We start from the raw sequence: 20,760 nt of genomic DNA, 5'->3' as shown, positions 1-20,760 counted from the left end.
GGGTTATAGGCCCACCCAAACCAACGGTCAACACCTAATTTCAAAAAAAACAAATCCAAACCAAACCAAACAATCCAAACCCTGTGAACAACACGGGAAAACAAAAATAAATAAACAAAATCAACCAAGCCCTCACCCAAAACGCAAAAGGCAGCCCCCAAAAATGGAATCCGCCCAATGCCACAACAGCCATGATCATACACGAAACCGCAAAGGCCCAGGAAGACTTCGCAAAACACTCGCCGGACCCTGATCAACGCGCGGAAGCGAAGCGGCTTGACGCAGCAGGACGTGGCTGACCGGCTCGGAAAGCCGCAATCCTACGTCGCCAAAGTCGAAGGCGGGGAGCGGCGATTGGATGTCGTCGAATTCGTGGCGTTGGCAAAGGCGATAGGTGAGAATCCAACAGAGCTTTTCGACCGCCTTCTTGCCGCGCTCGACTCCATACCGGATGAGTAGGGTCTAATCGGACACCAAGTCGGCAGACTCGAAACTGCCTGTCGTTCTGATTGTAGATTGAAATTCAGAGGGTTGGCTGGTGCCGCTTACGTGACTCGAACACGTGACCCCATCATTACGAATGATGTGCTCTACCAACTGAGCTAAAGCGGCCTACCAAACGAAGAGCGATCTACTATCGCCGTACTATGTTCTTCATGTCCTCGCCAGGCTTCTGGCTTCGAACGTCATTCGCTGACGCGCCCGCCAATTCCCAATGACGTTTTTCACCGGGCAGGCAAAGCGGGCCAATTTCCTCCGGAGATGCAGGCGCCAGCCTCATGTCCGAACGCCGCGCTAATTAGCGGAGCGGCTTCAAAAGTGCAAGGGGGTTTTCCCCTTGCTCCGACTTTCTCATGAACGGCCCGCCGCGCGGGCCCGCGCATTTTCCGCCGGATCAGTTGAAGAAACCCGTCCGGGCTTTGGGTGCCCCAGCTGTTTCGTCCTCGGGTCCGGGATCGTCCGGCATCCGCCCAAGGACATAGGGAAGCTGTTTGGTGTCGTCCCTTCCAGAGGGTCCGTTTTCCGGCGCCTCGGCGCTTGCGGCGTCCTGGGTAGCCGCGCCCCGGGGCGGCGCCTCATGAGACCGGCCGGTCGCCGGCGAAGCGGCATGAAAACCGTTCGACCGGTCACCAGTGCCCGGCCCCCGATCTGCGGAGTGCCCCTCGCCGGACGGCACGCGACCGGGTCCGGCCGGGGCGGCAGGTGGGGCGGCAGACGGGTTGTCCGGATAGTCCGGCAAGGCGGTGATGGCCGGCGCCGACTTGTAATCATCCACCGTTCCCTCGACCCCGGTCCTGGACAGTGGCGCGGGGCTGGGCGCGATGGAAGACGGACGGGCCGGTGGCTCGTCCGGATCGGATTGAGACGGCGAGACCGGTGTGCTGGCCGCCGCGATCTGATCGCTGGCCGGGGTTTTGGCCGGCGACTTGGCCGGCGACTTGGCCGGGGTCTTGGCCGGCGACTTGGGCAGCTCAGCCGGCGAATTTTCGCCAGCGGCGGCTTTTTGAGGCCCGACTTCGTCCAAGGGCGCTGCACCAGCGCTCTGCTGATGCGACTGCGGATCAGCACCAGGCTGAAGCTCTTCGGCTTCGGCAAATGCGGCGGGGCTGCCGGTCAGCGGCGCAGGCACGACCGGAAGCGGCGGTTCGAACAAACCGTCCTCCAGGGTCAAGGCGGGGCCCTTGTCCGGCGCACTTGGCGGCGTTGTCCATTCGAACGCGTCCAATCGGCCTGTCACGGGAGACACGGCGTGCCATTCGTTGGACACGATGCCATCCGCAACCCAAGCCATGTCCGAGGGCGCGTGAACGGCCCGGGCCAGCCAATCGCGCATGCGCCCGCGATCCCCGTGTTCGAGTTCCTCCAACTCGGCCATCATCACGAAAGCGGACCGGGTTGGCTCCGCGCGCAGAACCTTTTTCAACTGCTCCCGCGCTTCATCGAATTCCCTTGCCTCCATCGCGGCCCGTGCGATCACCAAGGCCCCGATCGAGGTGTTGCTGCGCAGGCCGGCCAGAACCTTGACCCTCTTCAACCGGTCGACGGCTGAATCCCCGGTCCGCACATGGGCGTAGGTTTGCGCCAGATCCGGATGCGGGGACAGCTTCCAGGTCGCCTCGATGACCTTTGAAGCCTTACGGATATCGCCGCGCCGGGTGGCAAGGCGCGACGCGAGCACTGCGGCGGGGACGAGAGACGGCGCAAGTCCATGGGCTTCCTTGGCCTGGACAAAGGCCCGTTCTGGGTCCTGGTCCTCCAGAACCGCCGCCGACGCCGTCAACAGCACCGCCCGTTGCCGGCGATAGGATTTTTTGTCGATGAGTTTGGACGTGTAATTGCGCTCCAGGGATTTGAGGGCCGTCTCCCAATCCCCCGCGACCGCCTGGTAGCCCAGAACCGCCTTGCCCGCCCACTCGAGCCCAGGCACTTCACGCACGGCTTCCTCGGCATAGTGCCGCGCGGCGACCGGTTCTCCCTGGCGTTCCGCCTCGACGAAAAGGCCGTGCAATCCAAGTGCCCGCGTTTGCGGATCGTCGAGCATGGCCTCGAACCGGCCGCGCGCCTCCTCATCCTTGCCAGCAAGCTGGGCCGTCTGAGCCAGAAGCAGTCGGGCCGCTGGCTCTTTCGGCAACAGCTTCTCGGCATCGAGCGCGTAGCGGCGGGCCAGTTTCGCATTGCCCGTGCCCAGAGCGATGAGGCCATGGGACAGGGCCTCATACCCTTTGTCCTTGCGGCGGCGCTTGAAAAACCGCGAGGCGATCTTCGGCGAATTCATCACCACGCGGATGGCCCAGACGATCGCCAAAAAGATGCCCAGCAGAACCGAGAGGACCACAACGGCCACAGCCGGTGGCTGCTCCCAGACATAGCCCTGCCAGCTCACCGAGATAACACCGGGCAGATCGGCCATCCAGGCAAAGCCCAATGCCACCACGAACAGCAGGGCAAAAAACAAGAGGACGCGGATCATGCCATAACGCTCCCAATAGTCCCTCGGCCAGTCGGCCTGTCACATCATTGCGGTCACACCGGCGGAGCCTCCCGCCCATGCGGCCTGTCAGCTATCGCGGTTCGCGAGTGCCGACAGCACCTCCGAGGAGGCCTTGTCCGTCAGGTCATCTACGGCCACACGCGCCCTCGCCCGCGCGACCCAGTCCTCGGCCGCGCTTTGGGCCTGCGCAGGCAGATCACCATAGGCTTCCAGAGCAGCGTCAAGATTTCCGCTCGACACGGCGTTTTCCATCCGGCGCAGGGTTGCTGACGCGCCCGTTCCATCCGCGTCGCCCGGCCCGCGAACGGACACGATGGAGCGCGCACTGGCCCACAAGCTGTCCAGCACGTCTTCCGATGGATCGGCCTTGGTGAAGGTTGCATGGATCGAACGCGCCACCGCTGGAAACTCGGCGATCAGAACGGAAACGGGCTGCACGCCCTCCCGGGCATAAGTCTCCAGCGCGCTCACATCGGTTCCCTCCGGCAACCCGGCCTTGACCGCAGCCAGTTCCGTCTCGAATGGCCTGCCGGAATCAACTGCCGATTTGAGGGCCGAAACAGAAAGCGCACGGGCGGCGACTTCACGGGCAGTCGCGTCGCCCATTGTGGCCTCCACCGCCGCCACCCGTTCGGACAAGGTCTGGATCTCGGTCCGGATGCTCTCGACGGCGGCCTTGTTGACGTCGCCGAGAGACTGTATTTCTGCCGACAGGCTCGCCAGCGTCTCATTGGCACGCGCTTGTGCGTCCGCCAGGGTCTTGAGCGAGGTGTCGGAGGTCGAAACCGCCGTTTGCGCCGCTTTCGCGGTCGTCTCTGTGTTATCTAACCGCGTTTCAACCGTAGCAAGGGCCGAGCGGATGTCCGCAATCGACGCTTGAACGGTCTCCATGGATCCGGACACCGACCCTACCTCCGCCTGGAGGCTCGTTGCGTCCGCTGCGGCCGACTGAAGGGTTTCCACCTGGCCCTGCAACGCTGCGATGCTGTCTTGAAGCGGCTGCAGATCGGCCGGTGGGGCCGCCGGTCCACCGCCGGGGTCAGTTGTCCCGGATGCGGCAGATGTCAGCCGGTCTTCAAGGGCGGCGACCTGCTGGCGCAACTCCGCCAACCCGCCAGCCGCCGCGCTCTGCGCATCGGTTCCCGCGTTTTCCAGGGCGCTCAAACGGTCGCCGAGTTCGCTGACCAGACCTTCCACATCCGTCGAGTCCGCGGATTGGCCGAGGGCGGACAGTTGCGTTTCCAGATCCGCGATACGGGATTGCGCCGCCACCATTGCTTGCCGGGCTTCATCATCCAATCCGCCGCCCAGATTGATGACCCCGGACGACTGGAGCGCATAACCGCCGCCCAGTACCAGCGCTCCGCCAACAATGGCGGCCGCCAGCAAACCTCCGAAACCGGCGCCAGCGGCACTGGGCTCGGGTTTACCGGAGAAACTGCCGGCCTGAGATTTGGCCGCACCAGCCGGACCACCCGGTTTTTCACCGGATTGCGACGGCTTGCCGGAGCCTGCGGTAGCAGCCTTTGCCGCCGTATCCGCTGATTTGGGATCTGACGGCTTTGCGGATGCCGAGCCAGCTGCGGACGTGGCTGCCGATGCCGGGGAGGGTGCCGGCATGGACGAGGTTGCACCGGCCTTGGGATCCGCCGAGGCGGACCCGGCGCCGGCCGAACCGGTCCCGGCCGACGGTGACGCCGCAGCCGGTTTTGCCTCATCCGTCTTCGCGGACGCACCGCCCCAAGCGGGCTTGCCGCTGTCGGATCCGGCCTTGGACCCTTCTTTATCCGGCGTCTTGTCACTTGCTGCCGCCGCGCTCTTTTCAGGCGCCTTGGCCTCGACTTTTTCGGGTTTCAAATCAATGGTAACGGGGCGCTTTGAAGTGCTGGACACACTTGTCTGGCCAGAAGCCTTGACCCGGTTGTCCGCCGCTGGCTTGTCCTTGTCGGGCGAAGATTTGGAGCGTGACGCCGATGAGGCCGGTTCCTGTCCCTTTGGATCCTTGGGGTCCTTGTCCGATGCCATATGCTGTCCTCCTGCCCCCGCTTTCCTGTTGTCTACTATACACACGCGGCCCTGTCGCGATAGCGGTTGCGCCGAAGTCTTTTCCGCGGTGCGAAGACAGGACTCGCCGGTCGCGGTTAAGGGATGCTTAATGCCGCGCGCAGGACGGCATCTTCGGTCGGTTCGTCCGCCACCTCAAGGTTCGCCATGCCCCTGAGCGGCTCGCCAGCCTGCGACGAAATGGCGTAAACCGGCAAATTCGAAGCCCGTGTCCGCCATTTGAATGACCTGACGATATCCGCGAACGCCTCTGCGGTGCGCCGCGAAAAAACAAGGATGCCGGCGTATGCGCCCATCTGAAGCCGCTTTTCGATCGCATCGTCCAGTCGGGTTAGCTTGATCATTCGGTAAGCTTCGCAGACATGGCACTCTATATCGCGATCGGAGAGCGCTTTTTCCAGATCCCCAGCGCGATCGCCGGCCGCGACATAGAGGATAGAACCGTCGCGGTGCCGGCCCGCAATCAGATCCACAAGATCATCGACCGCCCCTGCGGCCGAGATCACATGGGGCCAGCCCGCTTGCCGGAGCGCGTTGGCCGTGCGGTCTCCCACTGCGTAGACCGAAAGTGTTCGCAACGCCGGGAACTGATTGTGCCCGGCAAGGATCGGCGCGATCCGTGCGCTGGTGACTGCGAGCGCTGAGATGGCCTGCAAGTCAAGGCGATCAGGAATCGTGACGGTCTGTTCCAGCAACGGCATTTCATCGGCCTCGTGCCCGAGAGCCCGTATTTTCCGGGCCGTACGCCCACACTCGGGCTGAGGGCGGGTAACGAGAAACCGCACAGCCGATCAGACCGCCAGAAAACCGGGACCCGACAGGGCTTTCAAAGTCTCACCCGCAGCCTTCCCGATCGCCTCCGCCCCGGTCGCTTCACCGGATCGTTCGACCTCATGAGCCTCTGTCCCATCCGGTTTCACAATGATGCCCTTCAAGGTCAGTTGGCTTCCATTAAGCGTGGCCAGCCCGCCGATCGGCGTCCGGCACGACCCATCCAACACCGCAAGGAACGCCCGTTCGGCCGTCAACCGGATTTTCGTTTCCAGATGATCGATCGGCGCGAGCAAATCGAGGGTGGCCTGATCGTCGATCCGGCTCTCGATACAGATGGCCCCTTGCCCAACGGCCGGGAGAAACTCCTCCGGCTCGAGCAGACTGGTCACCACATGTGTCAACTCGAGACGGCGAAGCCCGGCGTGGGCGAGAAGCGTGGCATCGACGTGCCCCTCTTCCAGCTTGCGCAGGCGGGTTTGCAGATTGCCCCGGTACATGACGACGTCGATATCCGGCCGCAATCTCTTGATCATGGCTTGCCGCCGCAAGGAACTGGAGCCCACGACCGCGCCGTGCGGAAGGTCCATGAGCGTCTTGGCCTTGGGTGACAGGAAGGCATCGCGCACATCCTCGCGTGGCAAAAACGCGGTAATCGCCAAACCGCCGGGCAGCACAGTTGGCATGTCTTTTGACGAATGGACGGCAAGATCGATCCGGCCATCGAGCAGAGCGTCCTCAATTTCCTTGGTAAACAGCCCTTTACCGCCCACTTCAGATAGCGGACGATCCTGGATCTGGTCCCCTGAGGTCTTGATGACAACGATTTCGAAAGCGCTTTCTGGCAGATCGTGCGCGGCCATCAACCGGGATCGTGTTTCATGTGCCTGGGCGAGAGCAAGGGCGCTGCCGCGCGTTCCGATTCGCAAAAGACTTGATTGCAAGGTATCTGATCCCGATGTTAGCCCGCCTCCGGCGGATATCAAAATGGGGCCGGTCGCCGGCCCGAACTCAACTCAAGACCCCCAATGCAGCAAGACCCATGACTTTCGTCAATACAAACGAGAAAAAACGCCTGACGGTTCTGGGTATCGAGACCAGTTGCGACGAGACCGCCGCGGCGGTTGTCAGCGGCCCGGACGGCAAAACAATACGGTCAAACATCATCCGGTCCCAGATCGAGGCCCATCTTGCGTTTGGCGGGGTCGTCCCGGAAATCGCGGCGCGGGCGCATATTGAGGTTTTGGACGATATCATCAGTCAGGCCCTGCGGGATGCAGAGTGTGACTGGGAGGACATCGACGCCATTGCAGCCACGGCGGGTCCGGGACTGATCGGCGGCGTGATCGTGGGTTTCATGACCGCAAAGGCGATCGCAATGGCGGCCGGAAAACCGCTGGTGGCTGTCAACCATCTCGAAGGTCACGCTTTGACCGCACGCCTAACGGACGATCTCGATTTCCCTTTCCTGCTGCTCCTTGTATCGGGCGGGCACAGCCAGTTTCTTTTGGTTCGCGGCGTCGGCGACTACGAACGCCTGGGCACCACAATCGATGATGCCGTCGGCGAAGCCTTCGACAAGACCGCGAAACTCCTCGGCCTGCCGTACCCGGGGGGGCCGGCGGTCGAACAAATGGCCGGGCGGGGCGACGCCGGCCGCTTCGCGCTTCCCCGTCCGCTCCTTGATCGTCCAGGGCTAGACATGTCCTTCGCCGGCCTCAAAACCGCTTTGCGGACGCAGGCCAAGAAACTCGAACCGATCGACGAGCAAACGGTTTGCGATCTTTGTGCCGGTTTCCAATCGGCCGTCGCCAACGTGCTGGCCGCCAGGACAAGCCGGGCCCTTGACATGTTCGCAGACCGGTTCCCGGATCAACCGAAAACGCTCGTTGTCGCCGGCGGCGTTGCAGCCAATGGCGAGATCCGAAAATCGCTGTTGCAAGCCTGTGAGGCGGCCGGCGCCAGGTTCGTGGCCCCGCCCATGAAACTGTGCACCGACAATGCCGCCATGATCGCTTGGGCCGGGATTGAACGGCTGGCCATGGGTCCCGTTGATCACATGGACATGCCGCCGCGGCCACGCTGGCCCCTCGATGAGACAAGCGGCTCCGTACTGGGATCCGGGAAGAAAGGCGCGAAGGTTTAGCCGACTACCCGATGGCCCCTGCCCGCCATGCAGTTCATGACAATCTGCTTGCGCTTGCTCTGAGCCTCCATCGCGCCCTCGCCCGCGCCCATAGCACCGCCGACGAGGGCCCCAATGGCCGCCGAACCGGCAACATCATCGCCGTCCGCTTCCAGTGCCCCAATGAAACCACCGATCGCCGCACCTCCGAGTGCGGCCATTTGCGCGTCATCGTTCATGAGCGCATGCGTTTCGGCAAGCTGCCGACACTGCGACAGATCCGAATTAAAAGTATAGCCCAGAGGGCCGTCGACGATCGGCTGGTAGTTGGAACCGGTCTGCCCGCATGCTGCGAGGCTGGCGGCAAGACAAAGGATCCCGATGGGACCCAGAAGTTTTCCATACACTTGCACGCATTTGTCTCCTTGAGATGAGTGAGAAAGGGGCTGCGCACGCACGGAACAGATAGATTGTAGATACATATTTTGCAAATAATATTTATTGTAATACAATAATTTTTTCAAATAAGGAAGCCTCTGCCTTTGAAAGCAGGACAGACCGGTTGGCAATGCCGCTTGGAGGGGGCAAGCCGGGCTGTTAGGAAAAAGATGTTGGTGATTCATCCAGGGGCGAAACCTTGCGCGTTTTTCACAAAGCCTACGTCTATCTGACCTGCGGAAGCAGGCTGCTGGTCTTCGAAGAGCCTGACAACCCGGCCATAGGCCTTCAGGTTCCGGGCGGGACCGTGGACCCGGGCGAAAGTTATCTGATCGCGGCCCACCGGGAGTTCACCGAAGAAACAGGCCTACGCCTTCACTGCGCACTCACCCCGTTTTTCGACGAGGATTTCGTTGTCGGCCCAAAGTCACCGAACCTGGCCGGATCAGGCGAACCCGAACGCCCCGTCCGTGGCAGTCATCGGCGGCGCATGTATCATGCGCGCCTGCCCCGCGTTCCAGCCGAGGAATGGGAACACTTCGAAATGACACCGAGTTTCGGCGGTGACCCGATCCGGTTTCGATTGTTCTGGTTGGATCTGTCGGCGCCGCGTGCAATGGATCCCGGAAATTTCTATGCCGGGTTCGGGGCGCCCCTCGCAGCACTCCGGTCCAGGCTTGCACAGGAGCTCGGATGATCCGCATGCAATCGATTGGCGTTATCGGTGCCGGGGCATGGGGAACCGCCCTGGCGCTGACGGCAGCCCGGGCCGGGCGGAACGTTACCCTGTGGGGACGCGACGCCAATACCATTTCAGAGATCCGGGCGCGGAACCAGAACAGCCGGTACCTGCGGGGAATCACGTTCGACGAGGAGTTCGCGGCAACCACCAGCTTGCCGGCCGTCGCCGCAAGCGACGTTTTGCTGCTCGTCACCCCGGCGCAAACGACCCGCGCCCTGTGCGAGGCTCTGGCCGAAATTGACCCCGGCGAAAAGCCCATCGTGCTCTGTTCGAAAGGCATCGAACGCAGCACGGGACAGTTGGTCTCACAGGTCGTCAAGGAGGTTCTTCCGCAGGCCAAGGTCGCCGTATTGTCGGGACCGAGTTTTGCGGAGGACGTTGCGAAAGGGCTACCGACGGCAGTCACGATCGCCTCGGACACACTGGCCCTTGCAGACGATTTGGCGCGTGCCCTCGCTGCGCCGGCGTTTCGCCCCTATGCCTCAAAGGACCTGATCGGCGTGCAGATCGGCGGAGCGCTCAAGAACGTTCTGGCGATTGCCTGTGGTGCCGTGGCGGGACGAAAGCTTGGGGCCAGCGCCCAGGCGGCCCTTACTGCACGCGGGTTCGCCGAACTGACGCGATTGGGGACGGCCATGGGCGCGCAGGCCGAAACGCTGACCGGGCTGTCGGGTCTGGGCGATCTCGTGCTGACCTGTTCCAGCCCCCAATCCCGGAATTTCTCTTTTGGGATGAAACTGGGTGAAGGGCTTGCAGCTTCAGACCTCATTCACGCCGGCGGCACGCTGGCCGAAGGTGCTCATTCCGCCCGGATCGCGGTTGAGCTGGGGACAAAGCTCTGTGTAGAGCTGCCGATCAGTCAAACCGTGGCGGCGATGATAGATCAGGACTTGTCCATCGAAGACGCGCTGCTGAACCTCATGGCCAGACCGCTCAAAGCGGAAATCGAAAACCAACAGTGACCCGCATGTCCGGAGATCCACAAATGCTCTACGCATTCATCTGCACAGACAAGCCCGGCTCTCTCCAGACCCGGCTCGACAACCGCCCGGCCCATCTGGAGTTCCTCAACAGTCTGGGCGATGCGCTCAAGGGGGCCGGGCCGTTTCTGGACGATCACGGCAACATGACCGGTTCGATGCTGCTGATAGAGGCGGCGAACCGGGAGGAAGCACTGGCGATTTCAAAAGAAGACCCCTATGCAAGAGCCGGTCTTTTCGAAACCGTTGAAATCCGGCCCTGGAACTGGGCACTGAAGAACCCGGAGGCGAGCTAAGTGCAGTACTGGCTGATCAAGTCCGAACCTGACAAATGGTCGTGGGAGCAGCAAAAAGGCAAGGGCGATCAAGGCGAGCAGTGGGACGGCATCCGCAACTACCAGGCCCGCAACAACATGCGCGCCATGAACATTGGCGACAAGGCGTTCTTCTACCACTCCAATATCGGTAAGGAGATCGTCGGCATCGTTGAAGTGTGCAGCGAAATTCACCCAGACACCACGACGGACGACCCCCGCTGGGAATGTGTGGATTTCAAAGCCATCCGGGATATGCCCAAACCGGTCACTCTGGCCGATGTGAAGGCCGAACCCAGGCTGGCGAACATGTCTCTCGTCACCTCCATGCGCCTGTCGGTCCAACCGGTCCGCGCGGACGAATGGCAACTCGTGTGCAGGATGGGCGGATTGGCGGAGCCCGCATAAGCCGGTGAGCGACAGCCCCATCCAGGACCGGTCACAATTTATCAAGGACCAGACGCGGGTCCGCCCAGTTGCTCATGCTCCGGAAATAGAGCTCCATCTGGCCGACGAGGCCGTCGAGCTTTGGCTCAAGACGGAAGAAGAACTCGGCGAATTGGGTCTCGAGCCCCCGTTCTGGGCCTTTGCCTGGGCCGGTGGCCAAGCTTTGGCCCGCTACATTCTGGACACGCCGGGTCTGGTGCGCGGCAAGCGGGTGCTCGATTTCGCCTGCGGGTCCGGATTGATCGGCATTGCCGCCATGAAAGCGGGTGCTTCCCGCTGTGACGCGGTTGATATCGATCCGTTCGCCATAGAAGCGGCACGATTGAACAGCGAACTGAACGGTGTGGAGCTGATGCTCCATTGCCGCGACATTACATCTTGCGGCGCGCCCGATGCCGAGCTCGTGTTTTGCGGCGACGTGTTTTATGACAAGAACATGGCCGAGCGGACCCTTGGCCTGCTTGACAGGTACCTGCGAAAGGGTGTCCCAATTCTTGTCGGCGATCCCGGCCGATCCTATCTTCCGGTCGAGCGGCTCGACCGCCTGGCGACATTTGAAGTGCCGGGTGTCGGGGCGCTTGAGGATCTGGAGGTCAAAAAGAGTTCGGTCTTCAGGTTCAAGCCCATCTGAAAACATGCCGGCTGGCCAGCCGCGTCAAAATGCAAGTCAGTCGCCGCCGATCGAAGCGCGTCCATCCGCATATGATGAGACATGCAGAAAAGCGGAACCCGTCAGTCCGACAAAGGAGTTTCCAATGCCCGTGATAAACCGCCTTGCCGATCTGTCGGACGAAATAACGGCCTGGCGCCGGGATTTTCATGAGAACCCGGAACTTCTCTACGACACGGTCCGCACGTCGGAGAAAGTCGCCGGTCTGCTGACATCGTTCGGCGTGGACGAGGTCGCCACGGGTCTTGGCAAAACCGGCGTCGTCGGGGTGATCCGGGGACGACGGACGGACAGTGGCAAATGCATCGGTTTGCGCGCGGACATGGACGCCCTGCCGATCAAGGAGGCAACGGGCAAACCCTACGCATCCAAGATCCCGGGCAAGATGCACGCCTGCGGCCATGACGGGCACACAGCGATGCTTCTGGGCGCGGCGAAGTATCTTGCCGAGACACGGAATTTCGATGGCACCGTGGTCGTGATTTTTCAGCCGGCCGAAGAAGGCGGGGCCGGGGCCAAGGCCATGATCGACGACGGGTTAATGACCCGCTGGCCAATCGACGAAGTCTACGGCCTGCATAACTTCCCAGGACTGCCCGTCGGCGAATTCGCCATCCGCAAGGGCCCCATGATGGCCGCGACCGACACGTTTGAAATCACAATCTCGGGCCGGGGCGGCCATGCCGCCAAACCGCATGACACAATTGATCCGATCGCGACCGGGAGCCAGATCGTCAGTGCGCTTCAAACGATCGCCAGCCGCAACACGGACCCGCTCCAGTCAGTGGTCGTATCTGTTACCGTCTTCGAGGCCGGCAGCGCCTTCAACGTCATCCCGCAAACCGCGACACTGCGTGGCACGATCCGGACCCTGGACGCAGGCATTCGCGCGCTTGCCGAAAAGCGGCTGAAAGCGCTGGTCACCTCGATTGCCGAAGGCTTTGGAGCGGTGGCCGACATTCAGTTCAATCGCGGATATCCTGTCACCGTCAACCATGACGCCCAAACGGACTTCGCCCGCTCCATCGCCGAGGAGATCGCGGGACAAGAGCGGGTCAGAACGGATATCAACCCGATGATGGGCGGCGAGGATTTTTCCTACATGCTGGAGGAACGGCCGGGCGCCTTCATCTTTGCCGGTAACGGGCAAAGCGCCGGTCTGCATCATCCCGAGTATGACTTCAACGACGACCTCATTCCGGTGGGATCCTCGTACTGGGTCCGACTGATCGAAAAGGGTTTGCCTGTCGCGGATTAGGGCGTTCGGCGGTTTGGAGCATCGTCTGACAAGATTGGATCGCACCGTTTCAGTCTGGCCGGGAATTTCTTCAGCAGCTGGCAACAGACTTTTGTCATCGGTTGGATCAATTGCCGATAGGAAGAAACTTTCCTGTGGTCGCCTGTTGATCTTGGGGCACAAAGGCTGCGGAATTGACGGCCAGGCTCTTGCAGCACTTAACCGAAGATCCACACCTTGCGCGGCGATTTACCCAACGGATGGACGGCAGCAACCCAAAATTGCGTGGAACCGCCGCATCTTTGGGTGACCAAAAGGCCGAACCGGCCACCTGTCGATCACGAGCTGGCTGAGAAGGTTACCAACCAGGCTGTACCAGGGAGAATTCCGCTACGCATTTGCAGGCCCCATTCAAGTTTACTGTTGTTTTTAACAATGAAAACGCGGCGCGTTTCCGATCGTTTTGGGGAGCAGCAACCTTTTGGTAACCAACAAGTTTTGTTAGTCATCTAAAATACACTGTCTCTAATTATAAGCCAAATAGGGTGGTTAGTCGAAGACGACTTTTATCAAAATCCGGATCACATGACGGCTCAACCTTTGGCTGAATCACACATTTCTGGGTTTCCCGATGGGAAATCGTTTCTGGAGCGCTCCGAGGGTCTGCTCGACTATGCATTCCAGCCAATTGTGGACGCGGATTCCGGGGATACCTACGGCTTCGAGGCTCTGCTGCGAAATGTCGGCCAAATGGGGTTTGAAACCCCGGCTGATATATTTGACTTTGCAGCAAAAACCGGGTGCTTGCGCCAGTTCGAACTGCTGCTTCGGAAAAAAGCGATCGTCAAATACGCAGCGTTACGTGATCGCGGCAACACGAAACTCTTCTTGAATGTCGACACCCGCCTCCTATCGGTCGACGGCTATCTGTTGGATGAGACCTTACGTTTGTTGACCGTACGCGGCCTGAAATCATCTCAGATCGTGCTGGAAAACAGTGAAGCTGACAATGTCCGTGACAGCGAAAAACTTAAACACTTTGCAAGAGCGAGTCGGAAGCTCGGTTTCGGGCTTGCGATGGACGACTATGGCCGCGGTTACTCTCAGTTACAGTCTCTGTATGAACTGGAGCCCGACATCTTGAAGATCGACCAGTTCTTCATCCGGGATATCCAGAACAACGCGCGCAAGCGTCATTTGGTCAAGACGGTGGTGGACATGGCGCACATTCTTGGAATGCGCGTTGTGGCCGAAGGTGTCGAAACACTGCAGGAGTTTTCAATCTGCCGCGAGGTTGGCTGCGATCTCATCCAAGGCTTTCTGATATCGCCAGGGGTGATGGATACTCAGGATCTTCACACACATTACAAACTAGAGATACCTGCTCCGAAGAACCCCGATCTCGTTAGCATGACAGACCGTGAAATGGTCGCCAAGGAGGTCAAGCAGCTGGTTCCATTGCGTGACAATGCAAGAATGCAAGAGGTGCTGACTTTCCTGGGCGCGGGACGGGTAAATGCTTTCATCCCGGTCGTCAACGCTAGCGGCGAACCGCGCGGCATCATTCGCGAGAAGGATATCAAAACCTTCGTCTACATGCCCTTTGGCCGGGACCTGTTGCTGAACCCTGTGATGAGCGGCAGCATCGGCCGGTTCATCCACCGCTGTCCCATTGCTGGCATCGGCACACCCCTCGACCAACTCGTCGGAATGATTGCAGATGAAGAGGATGAAGCCGGCGGCATCATCATCACCAACAAGGGACGGTATTACGGATTCCTCACGACGACGGCGCTGTTGAAGATTTCGAATGAGGCTCGAATTCGCGCCGCGGAGAACCAGAATCCCTTAACAAAACTGCCCGGCAACGCTTCGATTATCCAGTATGTCCAGTTGCATGCCTCGACCCCAGACTTCGAACGCTGCTTTTGCTATCTCGATCTGGACAATTTCAAACCCTTCAACGACGTCTACGGATTCGCCACAGGCGACAGGGCCCTGCTGTTGTTCTCCGAAATCGTGAAGCGTTTTTCTGCAAGAGATGACCTGTTCGCCGGACATATCGGAGGGGATGATTTTTTCATAGGCGCTAGGGGCCGTACACTTAAAGGAACGAGAGAGCTGATCTTGGAACTGCAAGAGCAGTTCCGGCATCAAGCCGAAAGCCTGTATGATTCTAATGACCGGTTGAACGGCTATATCCAGGCTCAAGACCGGTTTGGAGTGGAGCGCATATTCCCGCTTCTGAGATGTTCGGCGGCGATCCTGCACTTGCCCGCAGGCATGAGTGTGGACCGGAAAGACATCATTGGCCGGCAGATCGCGATCTTGAAGAGCGAGGCCAAAAACGCCGCCATTGGCATCGCCGAGGCAACATTCGGCCAAATGGCCAATTCCAAGGCCAACTGATCGTTTCCTCAGTTTTCATTGAACTCTTCGCAAGTCTCCTGTCCTTGTCAGCCGCCGTCCAAGGCGCTAACCCATGTTCCTGCTTTTTCAAGAACAGCATGGGACGGAACGTCAATGGCTTCTCAAAATCTTCTGCTTCTCCCTGGCGACGGCATCGGTCCGGAAATCATGGAAGAGGTGAAAAAGGTCATCGCCTGGTTCAACGCCCATGGGGGCACCGACTTCTCAACCGAGGACGGTCTCGTCGGCGGCTCCGCCTATGACGCGCATGGGCAGTCGATTTCCGAAGACGACATGAGCAAGGCAATGGCAGCCGATGCGGTCATCTTCGGCGCTGTTGGCGGGCCGAAATGGGACACCGTGCCCTACGAGGTGCGGCCGGAGGCGGGACTCTTGCGCCTGCGCAAGGATATGGAGCTGTTTGCCAACCTGCGTCCGGCGATCTGCTACCCCGCCCTCGCCGATGCCTCCTCCCTTAAAAAGGACGTGATCGAAGGCCTGGACATCCTGATCGTTCGGGAACTCACCGGCGGGGTATATTTCGGCGAGCCGAAGGAAATAGTCGATCTCGGCAACGGGCAGAAGCGGGGCATCGACACCCAGGTGTACGACACCTATGAAATCGAACGGATTTCGAAAGTCGCCTTCGAACTGGCCCGGACCCGGAACAACAAGGTCACGTCCATGGAAAAACGGAACGTGATGAAATCCGGTGTGCTGTGGAACGAAGTCGTCACCCAGACCCACAAGAACGGCTATGAGGATGTCACCCTCGAGCATATGCTGGCCGACGCGGGCGGCATGCAACTGGTGCGCTGGCCGAAGCAATTCGACGTGATCGTTACGGACAACCTGTTCGGCGACATGCTGTCCGACGTGGCGGCCATGCTGACCGGCTCGCTTGGCATGCTGCCGTCCGCATCGCTCGGTGCGCCGGACGCCAAAACCGGCAAGCGCAAGGCCCTCTACGAGCCTGTCCATGGCTCCGCCCCGGACATTGCCGGCACGGGCGCGGCCAACCCGATCGCGATGATCGCCTCTTTCGGGATGGCGCTCCGTTATTCCTTCGAACTGGTCGAAGCCGCCGACCTCCTCGACAAGGCGATTGCCAATACCTTGGACAAGGGCCTGCGGACGAAGGACATCGCGGCGCAAGGCGGGGCAACGGTTACAACCGTTGAGATCGGCGATGCGATCGTCGCAGAACTCGGCGCGCTCGCCGGGTAATCGTTTGCGCACCCGGCTCTCGGAGGTTCGGCTGAACCCGACCTCCCACGGCTGAAAAAGCTCCGGCTTACCCAAAACCTCATCCCGGGGTGCGGAGTGCCGCGGAGCCTCGGAAGATCGGCGGCTCAAACAAAAGGCCGCCGATGATTCGTCGAAACTGTCCTCAGGGTGAGGGGGTCAACAGTTCATGTTACCAGGCTGAGGCGGGGTTTGACCCCGCCATTTTGCGTCCTGCCGACGGAGAACCAAAGCCGCAGCGGTTGACAGCGGCGGCGCCCCCGTGTTCAAGGCCGCCTGATCCCACCTCGATTTCACTAAAAGGGGCCTGCGATGAGCGAAGACAAGATTGCCCCATTTCTCGGGACCTGGATCCTCGACGCGGACGAAAGCGAATTCGAGCAAGGCGAGCCCCCCCGAAGCGCGACACTGAGAATCGAGGATCACTTCGGCATGGCCCGTTTCACCATGAACCAGGTGAGCGAAACGGGGGAGGTGACCAATGACAGCTTCGAGGCGATCCCGGACGGCCCGGAGGTGAAGCTCGGCAAAAGCGGATTGGTCGACGCCATGCGGCTTGTGTTCGAAGGCGACCGGAAACTGGTGTCCGAAGCCCGCCGTGGCCCACTTACCCTCATGAAGGCGGAACGGGAACTCTCCGAAGACGGAACCGAGCTCGTCGTCACGCAGACCGTTCATCTGGTGGATGTCGCCAGCTACACCAATGTCAGCGTCTACCGCCGGAGCAACTGACGGGACGCACATGAAAAACCCGGCAGGTGGCCCGCCGGGTTCTGTTTTTTTGAAGACGTCGCCGACCTTAGTTCAGGCGTGCCGCCGGCCCTAGGTCGAGCAGCAGGGTTTCGCCCGGTGCGTCGTCCACGCCATCGTTGTCGGTGACAAGAATCAGGCGACCATCGGCGGTGATCGTCAAACCTTCCGGCTTGTCGAGGATCCAGCCTTTGGCAGCAGACAGATGCGGCAGGATGTCCATCGCCATGCGTTTCTGAAGGACGGGCAGCGCTTCGCCATACGCAGCCGGGGTCACACCATTCAGGGAAACAACCGTGATCTGCTTGATGGCCGCGTCTTCGCCGCCCCTGTTGTCTCTCTCAAGGAGGGCAACCCGGCCCTCGCCCAGAGAGACGATCTCGGACAATCCGACCCAGCCACCGGCCGGGCTGGCAGGCGCATCGAGCGGATAGTGGACGAAACCCCAGCTGTCGTCTGCGGGGTTGAACAGGGCCAGCTTCACGAAGCCTTTCGGATCGTCTTTCCATTCGCGCTGAACGGCAACAGCGACCATCGCCTGGCCGTTCATCTCGTACTCGGTGACCCCTTCAAAGGAGAACCGTTCTCCCTGGGCGATCAGATCATCGGGCAACGCGATTTCCCGCTCCACCACGCCATTGGTCCCAACCTTCAAGAGCAAATGGCCACGGCCATTGTCCGGATGGCCTTCGGAGGCCAGCCAGAAACCGCCATCAGACGCAATCGCGATCCCCTCCAGGTCAAGACGTTCCTGGCTCGCGCCCGTCACGTTGACAAAGGAAGTGATGGTGGCCGGAGCGGTCGAGATGTCGATCGTGAAGATACGGGCATCCTGATAGAAGCTGTCGCTCACCGCATAGATCGTGTTGGCATCGTTGGGATCGGCGGCCAGCCCGGACAGGGCGCCCCAACCGATCGGCGCGCTCTTTTCCGGGTCCATGGCCGAGACGATGGACGGATAAGCAGGAGCGTCGGCGCCAAACTGATAAAGGCTGACATGCGCCCGCACGCCATCTTCGTCGACTTCATTGGCGACGACGAACAGATCGCGCTGCGGGATTGTCAGCAGGCCTTCGGGCCCGACATGGGTTGGCAGGACCTAAACGAACTCGGGCTCACCACCGGTGTCGCGATAGACGGCGACGAAATTGCCGCGCTCGGAATTCACGAAAATCAGCGTTTCCCCGCCGAAGTCGCCAATGGCAACGCCTTCCGGCTCTGTGCCCTTGTTGTCGGCGCGCTTGGCCGGGTAGTGGCCGTGGGACATGCCGATATGTTCCATCTGCGCGCCGCTGTCGAAGAGAACTTCGCCGGCTTTGCTCCAGATGGTGAACCCGCGCGACCCGCCCTCGTAGTCGCCTTCGTTGGCCGTCACGAACCGGTCATTGTCGATCCAGGCCACCGCATCGGGTTCCCGGGGGACATCGGCAATAGATCCGGATGCGTCACTTGAATCGGCTTCGATGACAGGAATGTTTTCGACGCTGACGGCACCTGCGGAGAAATGCGCGGTAACTGCACCGGTCGCCAGATCAACGATGGCCAGGTGGTTGTTTTCCTGCATCGTGACGACAGCTTCGTTGGCACTGTTGATCGAGACGAATTCGGGCTCCGGGTCCGAGCCGGCAACCTCTGCAAGCCCCGTCAGGTCAACAATGCGAACGCTGTCGCAATTGGTGACTTGCCCTTCTCCGTCCAGATCAAACACGGCAAGATGACCGGCTGGCATTTGCGGAATGACACCGTCGTTCAGGTCTTCGTCCCGCTCGTTTTCAATAGCAACGGCAACAAACCGGCCGTCGTTGGAAATGGCAACGGCATCGGGTTGTCCCTGCGTGTCGCAGGTTGCGGAGACCTGAAGTGTTTCAGGATCGATGACGGCCAGATGACCGGATGCGTTGATGAAATCCTCGCTGGTGTTTACACCGGCATAGGCAGCACGCGCGCCGAAGGCAACGGAGGTCGGCTCCCCGCCGAGACCCGCGCGGCCGATCGGCTGAAGATTGATCGGGTTCGCCGCATTGACAAACACGATGGCATCGCCGGGACTGTCGGTGAATGCGAGTGTTCGGCCATCCTTAGAGGCGGCGATGATCTCCGCTACGGTTTCGGTCGAACGGTCGGCTCCAGACGGCAGCGTCTTGTAGACCGGATAGGAATTGATCCGCTCGAAAAATGAGGACGCCTGTGCGGCCGCCCCACCCATACCGAGCGCAACGGCCAGGCTTACGCCCGCCAAAAATTGTTTGCGCAAGCTGTTAATGCTGTTTCCCTGTTCATCTCGCCAAAATTCGCGATTACGCGGCGAAACGCTAGGGGCGGCCTGTGGAGGTTGGGTGACAGTTGATTGAATATTTGATGAAGGTTTGCCGGCTCAAAGGCGCGATCGCGGCCTCCGTCTGCGGCAACAGCCCGTAGGCCCGCAGAGGCCGCGATGTACGCCCTTTACTCACTTCTCAAGCGCCGGCGGGCTCACCCTTCGGTGCGTCCGCGACGTCCCGGCCGATGTCGTCGAGCTTTTTCTGTAAGGACAGTTTATCAAGAGATGAAAGTGGCAGGCTGACGAAGATCGAAATCCGGTTGTTCAGCATTCTGAAGGCTTCGGCGAACGCCAGCTGCTTTTCGGTTTCATTGCCTTCGGCCCGAACAGGATCAGCCACACCCCAATGCGCGGTCATGGGCTGCCCCGGCCAGACCGGGCAGCTTTCCTGAGCGGCCTGATCACAGACGGTGAAGACGAAATCCATCACGGGCGCGCCGGGTTCGGCAAACTCGTCCCAACTCTTGGAACGCGCAAACTCGGTCTTGAAGTTTCCCGTTTCCAACACTCGAAGGGCGTGTGGATTGACGGCTCCAGCCGGCGCGGACCCAGCTGAATAGGCCTTGAAACGTCCGTTTCCCAGCCGATTCAAGATGGCCTCGGCCATGATCGACCGGGCGGAGTTTCCGGTGCACAAGAACAGAACATTGTATGCATTGTCAGACATGGAGTTCTCTCCGGTGATATTCAGGGTGACAGGTGATCTGGGAAATAACCTGGCGGCAGAGTTCGGGCTTTCCACCACAGCAGTCGGACATCAGGAATGACAAAAGACCACTCACGCCGGACAAATCCGCGAAGTAGCGGATAGAGCGGCCGTCGCGTTCGTTCTTCACCAACCCGGCGTTCAAAAGAACGGCCAGGTTCGCGGACATTGTGTTCTGCCGGACACCCAGAGCTTCGCCGATCTGACCGGCACTCATGCCATCGGGCCCGGCCTTGATAAGCAGGCGCACAACGTCGAGACGGGTGCGTTGACTAAGAGCGGCAAACGCCAACAATGCATCTTTTACATCCATAATTTTTGATATCATGATTTATTGATACATTCAACAGCGGATCTCCAGTCCAACCCAGCGCCGCGCATCCAAGTAAATGAAATTGCAATGAGGAGAGAACGACAGGCGCTTGACTCTGCCGGTCTTTGGGGCAAAAGGTGGCGCCCAGTTTCAATGCAAATCCGCGTGTGAAATGTCCTGCCTTGCTGCTGCCCTGTCTGCCGTTGAAAAAACGGCCATCTCAACCGCCACGGCGGT

Annotated in this window: 21 protein-coding genes and 1 tRNA gene; 11 read left to right on the top strand and 11 right to left on the bottom strand. The window is 60.4% G+C overall.

What is annotated here, in order from left to right; genetic code table 11:
• Nucleotides 1–239 (bottom strand): hypothetical protein (locus F0184_RS20675; RefSeq protein WP_206668305.1); only part of this gene is annotated, 239 nt, incomplete at its 3' end.
• A gap of 10 nt (nucleotides 240–249) precedes the next feature.
• On the opposite strand from F0184_RS20675, the gene F0184_RS05670 reads away from it, so the two are divergent.
• Complete coding sequence (locus tag F0184_RS05670; RefSeq protein WP_150495170.1) at nucleotides 250–459, top strand: helix-turn-helix domain-containing protein; 210 nt, start codon at nucleotides 250–252, stop codon at nucleotides 457–459.
• 77 nt (nucleotides 460–536) lie between these two features.
• On the opposite strand, the gene F0184_RS05665 is transcribed toward F0184_RS05670, so the two are convergent.
• From F0184_RS05665 to hemC, 5 genes are all read right to left on the bottom strand, one after another.
• A tRNA-Thr gene (locus tag F0184_RS05665) sits at nucleotides 537–612 on the bottom strand.
• A 283-nt stretch (nucleotides 613–895) separates the two neighbouring features.
• A complete protein-coding gene (locus F0184_RS05660) occupies nucleotides 896–2,971 on the bottom strand; it encodes a heme biosynthesis HemY N-terminal domain-containing protein (RefSeq protein ID WP_150495169.1) in 2,076 nt (691 codons plus the stop codon).
• 87 nt (nucleotides 2,972–3,058) lie between these two features.
• The gene (locus F0184_RS05655) at nucleotides 3,059–5,017 is read right to left on the bottom strand and encodes a mitofilin family membrane protein (RefSeq protein ID WP_208998332.1); all 1,959 of its coding nucleotides are present in this window, start codon (nucleotides 5,015–5,017) and stop codon (nucleotides 3,059–3,061) included.
• 116 nt (nucleotides 5,018–5,133) lie between these two features.
• Nucleotides 5,134–5,841 (bottom strand): uroporphyrinogen-III synthase, encoded by a 708-nt coding sequence (locus F0184_RS05650; protein ID WP_172971996.1) that lies wholly within the window; start codon nucleotides 5,839–5,841, stop codon nucleotides 5,134–5,136.
• 6 nt (nucleotides 5,842–5,847) lie between these two features.
• Nucleotides 5,848–6,771, bottom strand: a complete 924-nt coding sequence (gene hemC, locus F0184_RS05645; RefSeq protein ID WP_150495167.1) for a hydroxymethylbilane synthase — start codon at nucleotides 6,769–6,771, stop codon at nucleotides 5,848–5,850.
• Nucleotides 6,772–6,902: 131 nt separating this feature from the next.
• Here hemC and tsaD point away from each other — a divergent pair, with 131 nt between their 5' ends.
• Complete coding sequence (gene tsaD, locus F0184_RS05640; protein WP_150495205.1) at nucleotides 6,903–7,973, top strand: tRNA (adenosine(37)-N6)-threonylcarbamoyltransferase complex transferase subunit TsaD; 1,071 nt, start codon at nucleotides 6,903–6,905, stop codon at nucleotides 7,971–7,973.
• Here the strand turns inward: tsaD and F0184_RS05635 are convergent.
• Entirely contained in the window at nucleotides 7,970–8,365 is a 396-nt protein-coding gene (locus F0184_RS05635; RefSeq protein WP_206668303.1) for a glycine zipper family protein, read from the bottom strand. The two genes, tsaD and F0184_RS05635, sit on opposite strands and share 4 nt — an antisense overlap.
• 224 nt (nucleotides 8,366–8,589) lie before the next feature.
• Here F0184_RS05635 and F0184_RS05630 point away from each other — a divergent pair, with 224 nt between their 5' ends.
• The 9 genes from F0184_RS05630 (at nucleotide 8,590) to F0184_RS05590 (ending at nucleotide 17,166) form a co-directional block, all read left to right on the top strand.
• The gene (locus tag F0184_RS05630) at nucleotides 8,590–9,087 is read left to right on the top strand and encodes an NUDIX hydrolase (RefSeq protein ID WP_150495166.1); all 498 of its coding nucleotides are present in this window, start codon (nucleotides 8,590–8,592) and stop codon (nucleotides 9,085–9,087) included.
• Nucleotides 9,084–10,094, top strand: coding sequence for an NAD(P)H-dependent glycerol-3-phosphate dehydrogenase (locus tag F0184_RS05625; protein ID WP_150495165.1), 1,011 nt, complete (start codon nucleotides 9,084–9,086; stop codon nucleotides 10,092–10,094). The genes F0184_RS05630 and F0184_RS05625 overlap by 4 nt, the downstream gene beginning before the upstream one ends.
• Nucleotides 10,095–10,117: 23 nt before the next feature.
• Nucleotides 10,118–10,408, top strand: a complete 291-nt coding sequence (locus F0184_RS05620) for a YciI-like protein (RefSeq protein WP_150495164.1) — start codon at nucleotides 10,118–10,120, stop codon at nucleotides 10,406–10,408.
• Nucleotides 10,409–10,834, top strand: a complete 426-nt coding sequence (locus F0184_RS05615) for an EVE domain-containing protein (protein ID WP_150495163.1) — start codon at nucleotides 10,409–10,411, stop codon at nucleotides 10,832–10,834. It begins immediately after the preceding gene.
• A gap of 4 nt (nucleotides 10,835–10,838) precedes the next feature.
• Nucleotides 10,839–11,504 (top strand): class I SAM-dependent methyltransferase, encoded by a 666-nt coding sequence (locus F0184_RS05610; RefSeq protein ID WP_371871044.1) that lies wholly within the window; start codon nucleotides 10,839–10,841, stop codon nucleotides 11,502–11,504.
• Between the two features lie 124 nt (nucleotides 11,505–11,628).
• Nucleotides 11,629–12,801, top strand: coding sequence for a M20 aminoacylase family protein (locus F0184_RS05605; protein ID WP_150495162.1), 1,173 nt, complete (start codon nucleotides 11,629–11,631; stop codon nucleotides 12,799–12,801).
• 564 nt (nucleotides 12,802–13,365) lie between these two features.
• A complete protein-coding gene (locus F0184_RS05600; protein ID WP_150495161.1) occupies nucleotides 13,366–15,189 on the top strand; it encodes a bifunctional diguanylate cyclase/phosphodiesterase in 1,824 nt (607 codons plus the stop codon).
• 114 nt (nucleotides 15,190–15,303) lie between these two features.
• A complete protein-coding gene (leuB, locus tag F0184_RS05595; protein WP_150495160.1) occupies nucleotides 15,304–16,416 on the top strand; it encodes a 3-isopropylmalate dehydrogenase in 1,113 nt (370 codons plus the stop codon).
• Between the two features lie 330 nt (nucleotides 16,417–16,746).
• Nucleotides 16,747–17,166 carry a hypothetical protein gene (locus F0184_RS05590; RefSeq protein ID WP_150495159.1) on the top strand — a complete coding sequence of 140 codons (420 nt, stop codon included), beginning with the start codon at nucleotides 16,747–16,749 and terminating at the stop codon, nucleotides 17,164–17,166.
• A 67-nt stretch (nucleotides 17,167–17,233) separates the two neighbouring features.
• On the opposite strand, the gene F0184_RS21065 is transcribed toward F0184_RS05590, so the two are convergent.
• The 4 genes from F0184_RS21065 to F0184_RS05575 form a co-directional block, all read right to left on the bottom strand.
• A complete protein-coding gene (locus F0184_RS21065; RefSeq protein ID WP_308809947.1) occupies nucleotides 17,234–18,193 on the bottom strand; it encodes an esterase-like activity of phytase family protein in 960 nt (319 codons plus the stop codon).
• A gap of 90 nt (nucleotides 18,194–18,283) precedes the next feature.
• Nucleotides 18,284–19,438 (bottom strand): hypothetical protein, encoded by a 1,155-nt coding sequence (locus F0184_RS21060; RefSeq protein ID WP_308809948.1) that lies wholly within the window; start codon nucleotides 19,436–19,438, stop codon nucleotides 18,284–18,286.
• Between the two features lie 202 nt (nucleotides 19,439–19,640).
• A complete protein-coding gene (locus F0184_RS05580) occupies nucleotides 19,641–20,171 on the bottom strand; it encodes an arsenate reductase ArsC (protein WP_150495158.1) in 531 nt (176 codons plus the stop codon).
• Complete coding sequence (locus F0184_RS05575) at nucleotides 20,164–20,523, bottom strand: ArsR/SmtB family transcription factor (protein ID WP_150495157.1); 360 nt, start codon at nucleotides 20,521–20,523, stop codon at nucleotides 20,164–20,166. Before F0184_RS05575 ends, F0184_RS05580 begins: the two co-directional genes overlap by 8 nt.
• Nucleotides 20,524–20,760 lie beyond the last annotated feature (237 nt).

Origin of the sequence: Roseibium aquae, from assembly GCF_008711285.1 — a bacterium.
GTDB classification, from domain to species: Bacteria; Pseudomonadota; Alphaproteobacteria; order Rhizobiales; family Stappiaceae; genus Roseibium; species Roseibium aquae.
This window is presented reverse-complemented; position numbering and strand designations above follow the sequence as displayed.

Coding starts and splice junctions, on each gene's coding strand:
- F0184_RS05600 (WP_150495161.1), top strand. CDS start 13,366: ATGACGGCTCAACCTTTGGCTGAATCACACATTTCTGGGTTTCCCGAT.
- leuB (WP_150495160.1), top strand. CDS start 15,304: ATGGCTTCTCAAAATCTTCTGCTTCTCCCTGGCGACGGCATCGGTCCG.
- F0184_RS05620 (WP_150495164.1), top strand. CDS start 10,118: ATGCTCTACGCATTCATCTGCACAGACAAGCCCGGCTCTCTCCAGACC.
- F0184_RS05590 (WP_150495159.1), top strand. CDS start 16,747: ATGAGCGAAGACAAGATTGCCCCATTTCTCGGGACCTGGATCCTCGAC.
- F0184_RS05625 (WP_150495165.1), top strand. CDS start 9,084: ATGATCCGCATGCAATCGATTGGCGTTATCGGTGCCGGGGCATGGGGA.
- F0184_RS05575 (WP_150495157.1), bottom strand. CDS start 20,523: ATGGATGTAAAAGATGCATTGTTGGCGTTTGCCGCTCTTAGTCAACGC.
- F0184_RS05660 (WP_150495169.1), bottom strand. CDS start 2,971: ATGATCCGCGTCCTCTTGTTTTTTGCCCTGCTGTTCGTGGTGGCATTG.
- F0184_RS05580 (WP_150495158.1), bottom strand. CDS start 20,171: ATGTCTGACAATGCATACAATGTTCTGTTCTTGTGCACCGGAAACTCC.
- F0184_RS05655 (WP_208998332.1), bottom strand. CDS start 5,017: ATGGCATCGGACAAGGACCCCAAGGATCCAAAGGGACAGGAACCGGCC.
- F0184_RS05605 (WP_150495162.1), top strand. CDS start 11,629: ATGCCCGTGATAAACCGCCTTGCCGATCTGTCGGACGAAATAACGGCC.